The following is a 15,203-nucleotide window of genomic DNA, read 5'->3' on the forward strand; positions in this document are numbered from 1 at the left end:
GAGGAATTTCTTAGTCCCTCCTTTTGGAAGGAAGAGATATGGATAACCGACCGATTGGTTTTTTAGATTCTGGAGTAGGGGGCCTGACTGTTGTCCGCGAATTGCTCCGTCAGCTTCCTCACGAAGATGTCGTCTATATTGGAGATTCAGCGCGTGCACCTTATGGTCCTAGACCAGCAGACCAAATTCGCGAGTATACTTGGCAGATGGTGAACTTCCTTCTGACCAAAAATGTCAAGATGATTGTCTTAGCCTGTAATACAGCGACGGCAGTTGTTTGGGAAGAAGTCAAGGAGAAACTTGATATTCCTGTTTTAGGAGTGATTTTGCCCGGAGCTTCTGCAGCCATTAAATCGACGACCCATCAAAAAATTGGGGTCATTGGGACACCGATGACGGTTTCTTCTGGAATTTATAAAGAGAAGATTCAAAGTCTAGCACCAGATATGAAAGTCACCAGTTTAGCTTGTCCCAAGTTTGTTCCTTTAGTGGAATCAAACGAGTTGGCATCCAGTGTGACCAAAAAGGTGGTTTACGAAACCCTAAAACCACTAGTTGGAAAGGTTGATACCTTAGTCTTGGGATGCACCCATTATCCCCTTTTAAAACCGATCATTCAAAATGTGATGGGACCGGATGTCAAATTGATTGATAGTGGGGCAGAGTGTGTTCGGGATATTTCCGTTTTATTAAACTATTTTGAGCTCAATAAGAGTCGCGAACTCTTAGAGCAGACCCACCGCTTTTATACCACTGCAAATGCCAATAGCTTTGCAGCGATTGCCGAAAAATGGCTAGAACGTTCAGTGAATGTGGAGCACATAAATTTATGAGTGACAAACTATTTGAATACAAAGATCCCCAAGATTGGTATATTGCCCAATGGGGAGAAGATGCAGACTACAACCAATTTAGTCAAGTTCCTGCGGAAGCTTCCACTCTGTTAGACCAGCTGGAACTTCTCTTTGCCAAGGATCCTGAAGGATTCCCTCTCAATCTATCGGTGATGCGCTATGGTTCAGCCTTCCGTTTTCTAACCTTTTTGACCGAAATCTTGAATGAAGTCAAGGGAAGAGCTTTTGAGATTGTACAGCGTCAAGGAGCCTTGCTCTTGGTTGAAAAAGGGAAATTGCTCTATTTGCATTTGCCAAGTGATGGGGTGGATTTGGAAGCCTTCTTGGGTCAAGACAAGGTCAAAGATACGATTCTTATTGCGACTCGAAATGAGGGAAAAACCAAAGAATTCCGTAATATGTTTGAAAAGCTGGGCTTTGAAGTGGAAAATCTCAATCAATACCCAGAGCTTCCAGAAGTCGAAGAGACAGGTATGACCTTTGAAGAGAATGCCCGCCTAAAAGCTGAAACCATTGCAGAGCTAACTGGGAAAACAGTCTTAGCGGATGATTCAGGTTTGAAGGTGGATATCTTGGGAGGCTTACCAGGAGTTTGGTCAGCTCGCTTTGCGGGAGTTGGTGCGACAGATGCGGAAAACAATGCGAAATTGTTGCACGAATTGGCCATGGTTTTTGACTTGAAAGATCGCTCAGCTCAGTTCCATACGACCTTGGTGGTTGCAAGACCAGGCAAGGAAAGCCTAGTGGTGGAAGCAGATTGGCCAGGGTATATTAATTTTGAGCCCAAAGGGGAACATGGCTTTGGATATGACCCTCTCTTCTTAGTTGGGGAAACGGGCCGTGCTGCTGCTGAATTAACGCTAGAAGAAAAAAATACACAATCACATCGTGCTTTAGCTGTTAAAAAGTTATTGGAGGTATTTCCATCATGGCAAAGCAAACAATCATCGTTATGAGTGACTCGCATGGAGACCGCTCCATTGTTGAAGCTATTAAAGAAAAATACCTAGGTCAGGTCGATGGGATCTTTCACAATGGGGATTCTGAACTAAAAAGTGATGATCCTGTCTGGGAAGGGATCCACGTTGTCCAAGGAAATATGGATTTTTATGAAGGCTATCCGGAACGCTTGGTGACCCAACTGGGGCCAACACGGATCATCCAGACCCACGGACATCTCTTCCAGATCAATTTTAGTTTTCAAAAATTGGATCTGTGGGCCCAAGAGGAGGAAGCAGATATCTGTCTATACGGCCACCTTCATATTCCAGATGCTTGGAAGGAAGGAAGAACCCTCTTTGTGAATCCTGGATCCATTAGCCAACCTCGTGGTCTGATTCGCGAGTGTTTGTATGCCAAGATAGAGATTACCGATTCGAACTTCAAGGTAGAGTATTATACGCGAGATCATGAATTGTACCCTGAATTGACAAAGGAGTTTAGCAGATGATAGCAAAGGAATTTGAGCGTTTCTTACTGGCGCAGGAAGAGACGTTCTTAACTCCTGCCAAAAATTTAGCGGTCTTGATTGATACCCACAATGTAGACCATGCGGTTTTGCTGTTGAGTCAGATTAGCTATAGTCGCATCCCGGTAGTGACGGATGAACGCAAGTTTGTGGGGACGATCTCCCTAACGGATATTCTATCTTATCAATTGAAACACGAGATTCCTGAGGAGACTTTTGCTTCGATGGATATCGTAGACGTTGCAAAGAAGGAGGTCGGGGTCATCGGCTTAGACTTCAATTTGACAGAAGTCCTTCACAAGTTGGTGGATGACTCCTTCTTATCAGTGGTGGATGAAGAAGGGTATTTCCAAGGGATTATTACGCGGAAATCGATTCTCAAAGCCATCAATTCGCTAATGCATAATTTTTCAAATGAATACGAGATGATTCCAAAATGAAAGAATTTATTGCAAGTTTTATTGATCAAAAAGAACTAAGTGAAAATTCTCAGTCAGCCTATTTCTATGATTTGGACCAATTTATTGAATCAATTCATGGAAAAGTGACACCGACAAATTTGAGAATTTACCAAGCTTCGATTAAAGATTTTAAACCGGCGGTTCAAAAACGAAAATTATCCGCTGTTAACCAATTTTTATATTATTTGTATCAAGAACGCTTTATTTCTGAATACCATCGTTTGGTCTTGCCTAAAATTCAACCGGCCAAAACCCATGATCGTGAATTATTGGATCTGACCCATTTTTGGGAAGAATCAACCAACCCACAGGGACGCTTGATGGCCTTATTGATTCTGGAGATGGGCTTATTGCCAAGTGAGATCCTCCAAGTCAAAGTCGAAGATATTCAGCTGGACTTTCATGTCATTCGAGTGGGCAAAGATGGCCAAAAACGGGTTTTAAAAGTTCCAGATCCTTTACTGGATGAGTTGCAACTCTTCCTCGATGGTGTCTATCTCTTTGATAATAAAGGAAAATCATACTCCCGTCAGTGGGGATTCCGACAATTAGAAGCCTTCTTGATCGAAAAAGGCAACCAAGACCTTTCGGCGCAATCGATTCGTGAGCAGTATATTTTGAAACAACGTGAACTCGGTGTGGATCTCTTTAGTATTTCGCGTGAATTGGGCCTAAAAACCATGGTGACATTAGAAAAATATAAATAATGGATATTAAAATTAAAGATTTTGAAGGGCCTTTGGACCTCTTGCTCCACTTGGTCTCTAAATACCAGATGGATATCTATGAGGTCCCCTTGATTGAGGTGATCGAACAGTATCTGGCTTATCTGGCGACTCTTCAGGCGATGAAACTAGAGGTAGCAGGGGAATACATGCTGATGGCTAGTCAATTAACCCTGATCAAGAGTCGTAGACTTCTTCCTAAGGTCGCAGAGGAGATGGATGAAGCAGAGGATCTAGAGCAGGACCTCCTTTCTCAACTGGAAGAGTACCGTACTTACAAGCAATTAGGAGAGTTGATGGCCTCGCAGCACGAGGAGCGCGCCCTCTATTATTCGAAACCGAAGATGGAATTGGTCTATGACGATACCGAATTACTTCATGATCGCACCACGGTGGATCTCTTCTTGGCTTTCTCAAAACTATTGACCAAGAAAAAAGAAGAATTCCGCCAGAACCATACAACCATTGTCAAGGATGAATACAAGATTGAGGATCTGATGGACCAGCTGCGTCACCGATTCCACGATCGCTCACAAGTTCTCTTACAGGACTTGTTTCTAGAAGCAGCGGATCTCCAAGAGGTCATTACCCTATTTCTTGCAACCCTTGAATTAATCAAGATTCAAGAGGTAACAGTGGTACAGGATAGGGCTTTTGGAGAAATTTACTTAAATAGGATTGAACATGAGCAAATTAGCTGAAATTGAAGCACTCTTATTTGTAGCGGGTGAAGAAGGAATTACTGCCAGACAAATCGCAGATCTTCTCTCTTTACCCCCAACAGGTGTGGTGCAAAGTTTAGAAAAATTGGCCCAAAAATACCAGGAGGATACAGATACGAGTCTCTGTTTGATGGAGACAGCTTCCCGTTATAAATTGGTGACAAAGGCAGACTACGCTTCGGTTTTACGAGACTATTCTAGAACGCCTATGAACCAAAGTTTGTCTCGGGCTGCCCTTGAAACCTTGTCAATCATTGCTTATAAGCAACCGATCACCCGCGTGGAGGTCGATGATATTCGAGGTGTCAATTCCAGTGGTGCTATTACCAAACTACTGTCATTTGATCTGATCCGTGAAGATGGAAAAAAAGAAGTCCTCGGGCGTCCTAATTTGTATGTCACGACGGAGTATTTTTTGGATTATATGGGGATCAATCATTTGGAGGAATTGCCAAAGGTTGAGGAAGTGGACATTGATCCAGAAGAAGGTCAATTATTTTCAGAGAGAACAGAGGAACTAGATGAGAATTAACAAATATATTGCCCATGCAGGCGTGGCTAGTCGTCGCAAGGCCGAAGAACTGATCAAGCAAGGCTTGGTGACGGTCAATGGCCAAGTTGTGCGTGAATTAGCGACCATCATTAAAACCGGTGATCAGGTTGAAGTAGAGGGGACTCCAATCTATAACGAAGAAAAGGTCTATTATCTTTTAAATAAGCCACGTGGTGTCATCTCTAGTGTATCGGATGATAAAGGGCGGACAACAGTCGTTGACCTTTTATCTCAAGTACCAGAGCGTATCTACCCAGTAGGACGTTTGGACTGGGATACATCTGGTGTCTTGATTTTGACCAATGATGGTGATTTTACAGATGAGATGATTCACCCGCGAAATGAAATTGATAAGGTCTATGTGGCGCGTGTCAAAGGGATTGCCAATAAGGAAAACTTGCGTCCCTTGACGCGAGGGGTGACCATTGATGGAAAGAAAACCAAGCCAGCGACTTACGAGATCTTAAAAGTGGATGTCGAAAAGAACCGTTCAGTGGTTCAGTTGACCATTCATGAAGGGCGTAACCACCAGGTTAAAAAGATGTTTGAAGCTGTGGGACTTTTAGTGGATAAACTCTCTCGGACCCAATTTGGAAATTTGGACGTCTCAGGACTACGTCCGGGTGAATACCGTCGCTTGAATAAAAAAGAAATCAGCCAGTTGCACAATCTAGCAGTGACTAAATCTAAAAAAGCATGAAAATAATCCTGATTGCGCTGGTCAGAGGCTATCAAAAATGGATCTCTCCCCTATTTCCGCCTTCTTGTCGCTTTCAACCGACCTGTTCCAATTATATGATCCAAGCGATTGAACGTTTTGGTGTGAAAGGTGTCTTGATGGGGATTGCGAGGATTCTACGTTGCCATCCTGGAACCAAAGCAGGACCGGACCCCTTGCCAGACCATTTTAGTCTGAAGCGAAATGAAGAATCAAAATAGGACGATCGCAAATAAACAGAAACGAGGCTGGGACAAAAGTCCTAGCCTCTCAATTGTTTTTGGATTGTCGAGCAAGACGCAGTGGTTGAGTGGGCTCTACTACGCTGATTTCATCAGCTTTTACAGCCCTACTCAACTGTGCGGAGGTGGGACGACGAAATCGAATTCTAACGAATTACCGATTTCTGTCCCACTCTCGTTGATTTTGTACTAGAGTTGTCTATCAGCGTTTAGACCATGTTTTAGGGAGGAAGAGAAGAATCATTGGATAGATTTCAAGCCGTCCGGCAATCATGGCTAAGGAAAGTAATAGTTTTGAAATCGGACTAAAGATGGAGAAGGTTTGACCTGTTCCAATCATAGGTCCAATGTTGTTGAAACAACTAAAGACAGCACTGACAACCGTCATGAAGTTATTATTGTCTAGACTGACTACAAAGAGTAGGCCGATTGTGATAAAACTGTATATTGTAAAGTACTTGAGGATCTGATGCTGTGTATCCTTATCTAATACCGTATCATTGACATGCAAGGTTAGAACGCGATTCGGAGACAAGGTCGAAAGAACCTGATTTTTTGCGATTCGCCATAAGGTCAAGCACCGAATGACTTTAAGCCCCCCAGCGGTCGATCCAGCAGAACCACCGATGACCATCAGCATCAAGAGGATGAACTGAGAAAAGAGAGGCCATTTTTCCGTCGTTCCATAACCAAAACCGGTGGTGGTGATGATATTGGAAACTTGGAAGAAGGAAATTTCAAAACTCTTAGCGACATTGGCATAGAGATGAAGGACATTGTAAGCGATCAAGACACTGGACACGAGGACGATGGTGATATAGGTCCGCAATTCCTCATCTTTAAAGAAGGCCTTGAATTTTCGGATCATGAGGAAGTAGTAGAGGTTAAAGTTAACCCCGAAGACTAAAACCCCGATACTGACCAAATAGGTGATTAAACTACTATTGTAGTGGGCAATTCCGTCGTTAAAAACGGTAAAGCCCCCGGTCCCAGCCGTCCCCATGGCGATGACAAAACTATCATAAAGGGGCATGCCGGCAAGGAAATAAAGAACCACAAAGAGGAAGAACAAGCCCAAGTACAAGAAGTAGAGGATTTGAGCTGTATTTTTTAATTTGGAAACGACCTTTCCAAAAACTGGACCAGGAACTTCCGCCTTCATGACTTCGAGGTGGCTGTTCTTGTTATTGTCCATAATGGCAAGGGCGAAGACCAATACTCCCATCCCCCCAATCAAGTGGGTGAAACTGCGCCAAAAGAGGAGAGAGTGGCTGAGGACACCCACATCATCTAATATCGTTGCCCCTGTTGTTGTAAAGCCAGAGCTGACTTCAAAGAAGGCGTCGATAATGTTGGGGATTTGTCCCGAAAAGACAAAGGGAAGGGCACCAAAGAAGGACCAGAGGATCCAACAGAGGGCTACAATCAGGACTCCTTCTTTAGCATAGATGTGAAAGTCCTTTGGTTTGTGAAAACTACCAAGGAGCCCCAGCCCAAGTAAGATGGCCATGGTTACCCCAATAGAGACAAAGACCTTGGCCGGTTCCTGATAGATGCCAGCGACCACTAAGGGAACGATCAGGAGTGCTGCCTCGATTAAGAGGAGCTTGGACAAGAGGTAACGAATCATGCTTCTATTCATCAGGCTTACCTCTCAACTAAATCGTAGATTTTAGTGACATTTTGAATCAAGGTGGTTACGATAATCCGATCTCCTACCATCAAACGGTCATCTCCATTAGGGAAAATCGCCTTACCATCTCGAATAATGGCAGCGATCAAGACGCCTTTTTTCAATTTCAATTCAGAGAGGGGATATTGGGTTAGTTTATTGTCTTCCTTAATTTGGAACTGCAAGGTTTCAATTCGGCCGTTTGCGACATGGTGCAAAGCTTCTAGGTTTGAGAACTGTGCATTGTAGCGCCCGCGAATAAAGTGCATAATGGTGTCTACGGCGATGCGTTTTGGCGTAACGATACTGGTCATATCTTGATCGCCAATGATCTCCAACAGACTAGTTCGGTTGACCTTGGTAATGTTCTTTTTGACTCCGACAGAATTCAAGAACATGGAGGTGATGATATTTTCTTCATCGACCCCTGTCAAAGTAGCCACAGCATCGAAGTTATTGGCACTCTCTTCTAAAAGAATGTCTTTAGCAGTTCCGTCTCCATGGACGACATAGAGATCAGGAAATTCCTGACTAAAGAATTCCGCCCGTTCGCGATTGACCTCTAAGACCTTGAGATCGATCTTGCGGCGCACATCTTGAAGAATATTGAGTAGGTAGTAGGCAATTCTCCCAGCGCCAATGATCATCATGCTCTTAATGACCTGAGGGCGAACATTGTTGTGGAAGAGAACGATCTCGATCCGATTACCTGTTACGAAAATTTTGTCTTGAGGTTGCAAGACAAAGTCCCCGTTTGGAATGGTGAGTTCGTTTCCACGCTCGATCGCACAAACAATGACATTTCCATATTTCTTCCGGAATTGGGATAGACTCATATTGCAGAGATTGCTATCTGGCTTGATCTTAAATTCCATCAAGGCTACCCGACCATTGGCAAAATGCTCCACAGAAAGGGCATTTGGGAAGTCAATGATATTGGCAATATAACGTGCTGTCAGCAATTCCGGATTGACAACTAGGGAGAAGCCCAAGATATTTTTTTCCTTGAAGTAGGAATTAGAATATTCCGGATTCCGTACCCGAACGATGGTCTCTTTGGCTCCCATTTTTTTAGCCAAAACAGCAGAGACCATATTCACTTCATCGTACTCGGTCATGGAAATGAAGATGTCGCAGTCTTCAACATCCGCTTGCTCCAAGATCTTGAAGTTTGCCCCATTTCCTAAAATTCCAATGATATCAAATCGTTTGGTAATATGGTTAAGAACGGATTCGTCTTTTTCGATCAAAATAACATCGTGGTTTTCAGCAACGAGAGAACGACAAAGGGCCGTTCCGACCTTTCCTCCACCAACAACAATAATTTTCATAGAATACCTCCAGAGTATGCTTCTATCATACTCTATTTTCAAGAAAAATTCATCTTTTTTAAGGATTTTCTGGTGGAATTTTGAGAAGCTAAGAACAAGTAGGAAAAATCGTCAAAAGAGTAGAACGAGGAGGGATTGAAAACTTTGGTAAAGTTTCTTAAAAAAATCTAAAAAAACTATTGACAGGAGCTTCAAAAGTGTTATACTTAGAAAGTACCTTCGTTGATTTACCTCAAACCTGTTGTGAGTTAAGTTAATGAAGCTGTAACCACGCTGTTTGCTGAGCTTGACTCCGGGCAGTGTGGCTATTTTTTTATCAGAAAGAGATCGAGTATGAATATTGAAGAACTGGACTACCAAGAGTCAGCTGCTCAAAACCACATCGTCTTGTTCCAACCTCAGATTCCACAAAATACGGGAAATATTGCACGGACTTGTGCGGCGACCAATTCCCCCTTGCATATCATACGACCCATGGCTTTTCCGATCGATGATCGCAAAATGAAGCGAGCAGGACTCGATTATTGGGACAAGCTGGATGTCCGTTTTTATGATAGCCTAGAAGAGTTTATGGAAGCAGCGAGCGACGGTCAGGTACACCTAGTGTCCAAGTTTGCAAATCAGACCTATTCGGACGTTTCTTATCAGGATGGGAAGTCCCATTATTTCTTGTTTGGACGCGAAGATAAAGGATTGCCGGAAGAATTTATGCGCCAGCACGAAGAGAAGGCCATTCGCATTCCGATGAATGACGAGCATGTCCGTAGTTTAAATGTCTCCAATACCGTCTGCATGATTGTCTATGAGGCTCTCCGTCAGCAAGGTTTTAAGGGGCTGGAGTTGAGCCATCGTTATGAGCATGACAAGCTCAAATAAAAACGAAAAATTAAAACCCGAACGATGTAATCCATGACGTTACAAAAACTTGCCTAGGCAAGTTTTTTTTGTTATCATAAAAGGGTCTTCAGGGCAGGGTGTAATTCCCGACCGGCGGTGACTTTTACGAGGAAATGTTCTTTTCCATGCTCTAAAAGAAGTCCGCGAGCGCAAGCTGATGTGGTGTGACTCCACAACCGACAGTATAGTCTGGATGGGAGAAGACGAGAGACGAATAGACTGACAGCTATTCTGATCTGTTTAGAGCTGATGCATGGGAATAAAACGTTAGTGGCTGGGACTGACTAACGGCATGTTTCGATGGAGATCAGCTAAAGTAACTAGAATAGTTTCTAGTTTAAGCTTTGTTTAAATAGTTTAGAGTAGAATGATGGGGTAGACGTCTTTCCAGCTTCTCTAATTTTTAAAAAAATTGGAGGAACCTGTTATGACAAATACACGTAAACTGACCCTAGTGGCTGTTTTATCCGCTTTATCTTTTATTTTGATGTTCTATCAATTTTCTTTTTTGATAGATTTCTTCAAAATTGATTTGAGTATTATCGCCATTTTGTTGGCCTTGGTCCTGTTGGATTTTAAAAGTGCCGTTTGGGTGACCTTGATCCGATCTGTCCTTAAATTAGCCCTCAATAATAAGGGGCTTGAAACCTTGATCGGATTACCAATCAATATCATTGGAGTTCTTGTTTTTGTTCTTGCTTTTGCATGGATTTGGAACAAGGAACGGACCCATGGTCGATTTGTCCTGGCAACGATTGTTGGAACGATCAGCTTGAGTATCACGATGGTATTGGTAAACTATGTCTATGCAATCCCTTTATATGCTCGTTTTATGAACTATGATATTTCGAAAACACTAGGGCTTGTCCACTATTTAGCCGCAATGGTTGCACCGTTTAACCTGATCGAAGGGGTGATTTGGGCCATCGCATTTGGGTTGATCTATACCTTATTGCAACCGATTTTGAAAAAATATGAAAAATAAACAACAACATTGGGCGAAGGCAAGCTTCGCCCTTCTCATTTTTGTCATTCTTGGGTATGTGATTCGCTTTTACCCGCAACAATTAACAGGCTTTGATAGCACCATTCAATCTGCTATTCGAGGCGATCTGCCTGCAACACTGACGGTCTTCTTTACCAAGGTGACCCATGTCATGGATACCAAGATCATTGTCATCTGGGTGGGTCTTCTGCTAGCGGTCTTTGCCTATAAGAAATGGTACAGTGAGACCCTCTTCCTTGGAAGCAATCTGGTATTGACTGGTCTTTTGGTTCTTCTTCTAAAGAATATCTACCAGAGACCGAGACCAAGTATTCTTCATCTAGTAGAGGAAAAAGGCTTTTCTTTCCCGAGTGGTCATTCACTGGCGTCTACCCTTGTTTTGGGAAGTTTGATCATCATCATCAGCCAACATGTAAAACATAAAACAGCCCGCTATTGCCTTCAAGGCTTGCTGGTTCTGGGAATCGTGACCATTGTGGTTTCCCGCGTTTATGTCGGGGTCCACTACCCATCAGACGTTCTCGGCAGTATGATTTTGGGTCTTGCTGTCTTACAGTTTGAGTATCCCTTGTATGATCGCTAGCGATTTCAATGGCGCTTTACTGGCAAGCAAAAATAAGTATCTAACAACTAGGAGTCGAACTCGCGTTTTGAGTTCGACTCTTTTTTTGCTATAATGAAGGGTATGAAATCCTACAATACCTTGAATGATTATTATCGAACCTTATTTGGAGAAAAGACCTTTAAAGTCCCAATTGATGCAGGCTTTGATTGTCCTAATCGAGACGGAACAGTCGCCCACGGTGGCTGTACTTTTTGTACGGTCTCGGGTTCAGGAGATGCCATTGTGGCTCCAGAAGCTCCAATCCGAGAACAGTTTTACAAAGAGATTGATTTTATGCATCGGAAATGGCCAGATGTGAAGAAGTATCTGGTCTATTTTCAAAATTTCACCAATACCCACGATAAAGTGGAAGTCATTCGAGAGCGGTATGAACAGGCCATCAATGAACCAGGAGTGGTAGGAATCAACATTGGTACGCGTCCGGATTGTTTACCAGATGAGACCTTGGCCTACCTAGCAGAGCTGACAGAGCGCATGCATGTGACGATTGAGTTGGGCCTTCAGACGACTTATGAAGCGACTTCTGAATTGATCAATCGGGCCCATAGTTATGACCTCTATGTTGAAACAGTCAAGCGGATTCGCCAACAGGTGCCCAAGGCAGAGATCGTCTCCCATTTGATCAATGGCCTTCCTGGGGAGACCCATGAGATGATGGTGGAAAATGTTCGCCGTTGTGTGACCGATAATGAAATTGATGGCATCAAGTTGCACCTCTTGCATTTGATGACCAATACACGGATGCAACGGGACTATCATGAAGGACGACTTCAACTTATGAGCCAGGAGGAGTATGTCAAGGTCATCTGTGACCAGTTGGAGATCATCCCCAAACACATTGTCATCCACCGGATTACAGGGGACGCGCCACGGGATATGTTGATTGGCCCTATGTGGAGCCTCAACAAATGGGAAGTCCTAAACGCCATTGAAACTGAAATGCGTCGCCGTGGAAGTACCCAAGGATGTAAGCTAGAAGAAAAGGAGACTGCCGATGCTTCGACCACTTGAAATGGCCCATCAGTTTTTAGCAGAAGTCATCACCAAAGAAGATGTGGTGGTGGATGCGACCATGGGAAATGGACATGATACGGCCTTTTTAGCCCAACTAGCAGGCCAGGTCTATGCCTTTGATATTCAAGAGCAGGCCCTTGTAAATACCCAAGAAAGATTGGAAAAGTTGGGACTTCAACATGTCCGGTTGATTTTGGATGGCCACCAGCATGTGGACCAATATGTGGAGACCCTCAAAGCAGCTATTTTTAATCTGGGTTATCTACCATCTGCAGATAAATCGGTCATTACTCTTCCAGCTACCACGATTGAAGCGATGGAAAAAATCTGTGCTCGCCTAGAAAAAGGTGGGCGAATGGCTATTATGATCTATTATGGTCATGAGGGAGGAGACATCGAGCGTGATGCAGTGCTGGATTTTGTCAGTCAGCTTCCTCAAAAAGACTATACAGCGACCATCTACCGGACACTGAATCAAGTGAATCAGCCACCGTTTTTGGTCATGATCGAAAAATTAGAAAGCTACCGTCATGGATAAAGAATATTTAAAGAATAAAATCGAAGGATTAAGACATCATTTTGTCGAATCAACCATCCACGAGCGTGCAATAGGTTTTTATGATGAAGCCCATATGACCAAAAAGATGCTCAAAATAAAAAAGAAATTGGTTTCGCTTGAGATGGAACGGTGCCAAAAGAAGATTGAGCACAAGGATGTAACCAAGACAGACCAAAAGATTGCGGAGTTAAAACAGCAATTTGAGACCTGCTGCCAAGAACGCTAGGGAGGGAGTGATATGGAACTACTCCTTTATGCAGTGATCTTTTCGATGATTTTGATCGTCTCAAATGCCACGAATAAACTTGTGCCGAGTCTTCCTCTACCCTTGATTCAAATTTTACTAGGGATTGGCTGGGCTCTCTTTGTGCCAGAAGAAAATTTTCATCTGGATACCGAGCTCTTTCTGGCCTTGGTCATTGGCCCTCTCTTATTTCGAGAAGCAGAAGAAGCAGATATTACTTCTGTTTTAAAGCACTGGCGGGTCATCCTCTATTTGATTTTTCCAGTGATTTTTATCTCAACCATTAGTTTGGGCTGGGCAGCTCACTCTTTGTGGCTGAGGCTTCCATTAGCAGCCTGTATGGCCGTGGGGGCAGCCCTTGGGCCTACAGACTTAGTAGCCTTTGCCTCCCTGTCTGAGCGCTTTAGCTTTCCAAAGCGGGTTTCGAATATCTTAAAAGGCGAAGGATTACTAAATGATGCCTCTGGTCTAGTCGCCTTTCGAGTGGCCTTGGCAGCCCTTGCGACCGGAAGTTTCTCTCTTGGAGAGGCAGGGATTTCCTTAGGAATCTCCATTATTGGAGGATTTGCAGTGGGGATCTTGACGGCCTTTGTGAACCGGTGGCTGCAAACCTTGCTCTTGAGTGTTCGCGCTAGTGATATTGCCAGTGAATTGTTATTAGAACTGAGCCTCCCTTTGTTGACCTTCTTCTTAGCAGAAGAACTTCATGTCTCTGGGATCATTGCAGTAGTTGTGTCAGGGATCCTAAAAGCCAGTCGCTTTAAGCACATTACCCTCCTTGAAGCGCGGGTGGATACTGTGAGTCACACTGTCTGGAATACGGTTAACTTTATCTTAAATGGGTCGGTCTTTGTTATCTTAGGAATGGAATTGGAAATGATCGCCAAGCCCATCTTAAGTAGTCCCATTTACAATAATCTTCTTTTAGTTCTTTCGGTCTTTGTGTTGACAGCCTTGCTCTTTTTGATTCGTTTTGTCATGGTTTACCTCTTTTATTGGTTCCGAACGGTTCGACTAAAAAAATCGTTGAGAAATTATCTAAAAGATGCCTTATTGCTGACCTTTTCGGGTGTGAAGGGAACGGTTTCGATTGCGACGATTCTTTTGATTCCAACCAAGATCGAAAAAGAATACCCTATCCTACTCTTTTTAGTGGCAGGAGTTACCCTTGTCAGCTTTATTGCTGGCTTAGTGGTACTTCTAAAATTATCAGAAGAAAAGGAAGAAACCAATGACTACCTGATGCAGATCGCGATTTTAAATGATGTCGTCATGGAATTAGAAGCAGACCTAAAGAATAGCAAGCACAAGGGTCCCTTGTATGCGGCGATTGATAACTACCATGGGCGTATAGAAAACTTGATTCTAGGCCAAGAAAACAAGCTCATTCAAAAGGACTGGGAACAGTTGAAGCTCCTGATTTTGAGTATTGAAAGTGACGGCTTGGAACAAGCCTATGAAGAAGGGAAGATTCGAGAGCGGGGCTACCGCGTCTACCAACGTTATCTTCGCAATATGGAGCAACGTGTCAATCGCAATCTTTCGTCTCGCTTAACCTATTACCTCTTGGTGTCTTTCCGCCTTTTGCGTTTATTAGTCCATGAGATCTTAACTTTTGGGTCTGGCTTGCGAAACTGGTGGACCCGAGAAGACAGCAAGTTAGAGGCCATTGATTATGACCAGATTGCGGCCCTTTATCTGGCCAATACGGAAATCATCATCGAAAGTTTGGAAGACCTCAAGGGGGTTTATCGGAGCAGTTTGATTTCTTTCCTACAAGAATCTCGTCTGAGAGAGACAGCTATTATTACCAGTGGGGCCTTTGTGGAGCGGGTTATTAATCGCGTGAAACCAAATAATATCGATGAAATGTTGAGAGGCTATTATTTGGAGCGTAAGATTATTTTTGAATATGAAGCGCAACACCTGATTACTGCCAAGCAAGCGCGACGTATGCGACAAAATGTCAATGAATTAGAAAGCTACTCCCTAAGAGAAAGTGCCAATACGCTTCCATACGATTTGATCGAGTATGCACGGAATCGTTGAGATAAGAGTAAAAGAGGCTGGGACAAAAGTCCTAGCCTCTCAATTATTTTTGTATTGTCGAGC

18 protein-coding genes and 1 riboswitch are annotated in these 15,203 nt (G+C 43.4%); of the genes, 16 read left to right on the plus strand and 2 right to left on the minus strand.

What is annotated here, in order from left to right:
- The first annotated feature begins 38 nt into the window (after window positions 1-38).
- The 9 genes from racE to yidD are packed head-to-tail and all read left to right on the plus strand — an operon-like array spanning window position 39 to window position 5,722.
- Entirely contained in the window at window positions 39-833 is a 795-nt protein-coding gene (racE, locus tag ABVF55_RS03670; protein ID WP_320909798.1) for a glutamate racemase, read from the plus strand.
- Window positions 830-1,810: a nucleoside-triphosphate diphosphatase gene (locus tag ABVF55_RS03675; protein ID WP_049488452.1), complete on the plus strand. Its 981-nt coding sequence runs from the start codon at window positions 830-832 to the stop codon at window positions 1,808-1,810. Before racE ends, ABVF55_RS03675 begins: the two co-directional genes overlap by 4 nt.
- Window positions 1,783-2,304 (plus strand): metallophosphoesterase, encoded by a 522-nt coding sequence (locus ABVF55_RS03680; RefSeq protein WP_254732877.1) that lies wholly within the window; start codon window positions 1,783-1,785, stop codon window positions 2,302-2,304. Before ABVF55_RS03675 ends, ABVF55_RS03680 begins: the two co-directional genes overlap by 28 nt.
- On the plus strand, window positions 2,301-2,762 hold the full coding sequence (cbpB, locus tag ABVF55_RS03685) for a cyclic-di-AMP-binding protein CbpB (RefSeq protein WP_003008353.1): 462 nt from the start codon (window positions 2,301-2,303) through the stop codon (window positions 2,760-2,762). The genes ABVF55_RS03680 and cbpB overlap by 4 nt, the downstream gene beginning before the upstream one ends.
- The gene (xerD, locus tag ABVF55_RS03690) at window positions 2,759-3,490 is read left to right on the plus strand and encodes a site-specific tyrosine recombinase XerD (protein ID WP_320909799.1); all 732 of its coding nucleotides are present in this window, start codon (window positions 2,759-2,761) and stop codon (window positions 3,488-3,490) included. Before cbpB ends, xerD begins: the two co-directional genes overlap by 4 nt.
- Window positions 3,490-4,209, plus strand: coding sequence for a segregation/condensation protein A (locus ABVF55_RS03695; protein WP_024055478.1), 720 nt, complete (start codon window positions 3,490-3,492; stop codon window positions 4,207-4,209). The genes xerD and ABVF55_RS03695 overlap by 1 nt, the downstream gene beginning before the upstream one ends.
- Entirely contained in the window at window positions 4,193-4,762 is a 570-nt protein-coding gene (gene scpB, locus ABVF55_RS03700) for an SMC-Scp complex subunit ScpB (protein ID WP_003017403.1), read from the plus strand. The genes ABVF55_RS03695 and scpB overlap by 17 nt, the downstream gene beginning before the upstream one ends.
- A complete protein-coding gene (locus tag ABVF55_RS03705) occupies window positions 4,752-5,483 on the plus strand; it encodes a pseudouridine synthase (protein WP_003005375.1) in 732 nt (243 codons plus the stop codon). Before scpB ends, ABVF55_RS03705 begins: the two co-directional genes overlap by 11 nt.
- Complete coding sequence (gene yidD, locus ABVF55_RS03710; protein WP_037617183.1) at window positions 5,480-5,722, plus strand: membrane protein insertion efficiency factor YidD; 243 nt, start codon at window positions 5,480-5,482, stop codon at window positions 5,720-5,722. The genes ABVF55_RS03705 and yidD overlap by 4 nt, the downstream gene beginning before the upstream one ends.
- A gap of 223 nt (window positions 5,723-5,945) precedes the next feature.
- Here yidD and ABVF55_RS03715 read toward each other — a convergent pair whose 3' ends face one another.
- Window positions 5,946-7,385: a TrkH family potassium uptake protein gene (locus tag ABVF55_RS03715; protein ID WP_320909800.1), complete on the minus strand. Its 1,440-nt coding sequence runs from the start codon at window positions 7,383-7,385 to the stop codon at window positions 5,946-5,948.
- A gap of 5 nt (window positions 7,386-7,390) precedes the next feature.
- Window positions 7,391-8,746 (minus strand): Trk system potassium transporter TrkA, encoded by a 1,356-nt coding sequence (gene trkA / locus ABVF55_RS03720; protein ID WP_320909801.1) that lies wholly within the window; start codon window positions 8,744-8,746, stop codon window positions 7,391-7,393.
- 333 nt (window positions 8,747-9,079) lie between these two features.
- Here trkA and ABVF55_RS03725 point away from each other — a divergent pair, with 333 nt between their 5' ends.
- From ABVF55_RS03725 to ABVF55_RS03755, 7 genes are all read left to right on the plus strand, one after another.
- On the plus strand, window positions 9,080-9,622 hold the full coding sequence (locus ABVF55_RS03725) for a tRNA (cytidine(34)-2'-O)-methyltransferase (RefSeq protein ID WP_024055209.1): 543 nt from the start codon (window positions 9,080-9,082) through the stop codon (window positions 9,620-9,622).
- An 80-nt stretch (window positions 9,623-9,702) separates the two neighbouring features.
- Window positions 9,703-9,852, plus strand: a riboswitch (FMN riboswitch).
- A gap of 218 nt (window positions 9,853-10,070) precedes the next feature.
- On the plus strand, window positions 10,071-10,628 hold the full coding sequence (locus tag ABVF55_RS03730; RefSeq protein ID WP_003005658.1) for an ECF transporter S component: 558 nt from the start codon (window positions 10,071-10,073) through the stop codon (window positions 10,626-10,628).
- A complete protein-coding gene (locus tag ABVF55_RS03735; RefSeq protein WP_445285551.1) occupies window positions 10,618-11,232 on the plus strand; it encodes a phosphatase PAP2 family protein in 615 nt (204 codons plus the stop codon). Before ABVF55_RS03730 ends, ABVF55_RS03735 begins: the two co-directional genes overlap by 11 nt.
- A 93-nt stretch (window positions 11,233-11,325) precedes the next feature.
- Window positions 11,326-12,285 carry a TIGR01212 family radical SAM protein gene (locus ABVF55_RS03740; protein ID WP_151378672.1) on the plus strand — a complete coding sequence of 320 codons (960 nt, stop codon included), beginning with the start codon at window positions 11,326-11,328 and terminating at the stop codon, window positions 12,283-12,285.
- Window positions 12,269-12,826, plus strand: a complete 558-nt coding sequence (locus ABVF55_RS03745; RefSeq protein ID WP_003013293.1) for a tRNA (mnm(5)s(2)U34)-methyltransferase — start codon at window positions 12,269-12,271, stop codon at window positions 12,824-12,826. Before ABVF55_RS03740 ends, ABVF55_RS03745 begins: the two co-directional genes overlap by 17 nt.
- Window positions 12,819-13,073, plus strand: coding sequence for a hypothetical protein (locus ABVF55_RS03750; protein WP_023918874.1), 255 nt, complete (start codon window positions 12,819-12,821; stop codon window positions 13,071-13,073). Before ABVF55_RS03745 ends, ABVF55_RS03750 begins: the two co-directional genes overlap by 8 nt.
- 12 nt (window positions 13,074-13,085) lie before the next feature.
- A complete protein-coding gene (locus ABVF55_RS03755) occupies window positions 13,086-15,140 on the plus strand; it encodes a cation:proton antiporter (RefSeq protein WP_445285552.1) in 2,055 nt (684 codons plus the stop codon).
- Window positions 15,141-15,203 lie beyond the last annotated feature (63 nt).

The organism is Streptococcus sp. KHUD_012, assembly GCF_052588255.1.

Excerpts from the sequence above, each read along its gene's own strand:
- racE (WP_320909798.1), top strand. The coding sequence starts at position 39 with ATGGATAACCGACCGATTGGTTTTTTAGATTCTGGAGTAGGGGGCCTG.
- ABVF55_RS03675 (WP_049488452.1), top strand. The coding sequence starts at position 830 with ATGAGTGACAAACTATTTGAATACAAAGATCCCCAAGATTGGTATATT.
- ABVF55_RS03680 (WP_254732877.1), top strand. The coding sequence starts at position 1,783 with ATGGCAAAGCAAACAATCATCGTTATGAGTGACTCGCATGGAGACCGC.
- cbpB (WP_003008353.1), top strand. The coding sequence starts at position 2,301 with ATGATAGCAAAGGAATTTGAGCGTTTCTTACTGGCGCAGGAAGAGACG.
- xerD (WP_320909799.1), top strand. The coding sequence starts at position 2,759 with ATGAAAGAATTTATTGCAAGTTTTATTGATCAAAAAGAACTAAGTGAA.
- ABVF55_RS03695 (WP_024055478.1), top strand. The coding sequence starts at position 3,490 with ATGGATATTAAAATTAAAGATTTTGAAGGGCCTTTGGACCTCTTGCTC.
- scpB (WP_003017403.1), top strand. The coding sequence starts at position 4,193 with ATGAGCAAATTAGCTGAAATTGAAGCACTCTTATTTGTAGCGGGTGAA.
- ABVF55_RS03705 (WP_003005375.1), top strand. The coding sequence starts at position 4,752 with ATGAGAATTAACAAATATATTGCCCATGCAGGCGTGGCTAGTCGTCGC.
- yidD (WP_037617183.1), top strand. The coding sequence starts at position 5,480 with ATGAAAATAATCCTGATTGCGCTGGTCAGAGGCTATCAAAAATGGATC.
- ABVF55_RS03715 (WP_320909800.1), bottom strand. The coding sequence starts at position 7,385 with ATGAATAGAAGCATGATTCGTTACCTCTTGTCCAAGCTCCTCTTAATC.
- trkA (WP_320909801.1), bottom strand. The coding sequence starts at position 8,746 with ATGAAAATTATTGTTGTTGGTGGAGGAAAGGTCGGAACGGCCCTTTGT.
- ABVF55_RS03725 (WP_024055209.1), top strand. The coding sequence starts at position 9,080 with ATGAATATTGAAGAACTGGACTACCAAGAGTCAGCTGCTCAAAACCAC.
- ABVF55_RS03730 (WP_003005658.1), top strand. The coding sequence starts at position 10,071 with ATGACAAATACACGTAAACTGACCCTAGTGGCTGTTTTATCCGCTTTA.
- ABVF55_RS03735 (WP_445285551.1), top strand. The coding sequence starts at position 10,618 with ATGAAAAATAAACAACAACATTGGGCGAAGGCAAGCTTCGCCCTTCTC.
- ABVF55_RS03740 (WP_151378672.1), top strand. The coding sequence starts at position 11,326 with ATGAAGGGTATGAAATCCTACAATACCTTGAATGATTATTATCGAACC.
- ABVF55_RS03745 (WP_003013293.1), top strand. The coding sequence starts at position 12,269 with ATGCTTCGACCACTTGAAATGGCCCATCAGTTTTTAGCAGAAGTCATC.
- ABVF55_RS03750 (WP_023918874.1), top strand. The coding sequence starts at position 12,819 with ATGGATAAAGAATATTTAAAGAATAAAATCGAAGGATTAAGACATCAT.
- ABVF55_RS03755 (WP_445285552.1), top strand. The coding sequence starts at position 13,086 with ATGGAACTACTCCTTTATGCAGTGATCTTTTCGATGATTTTGATCGTC.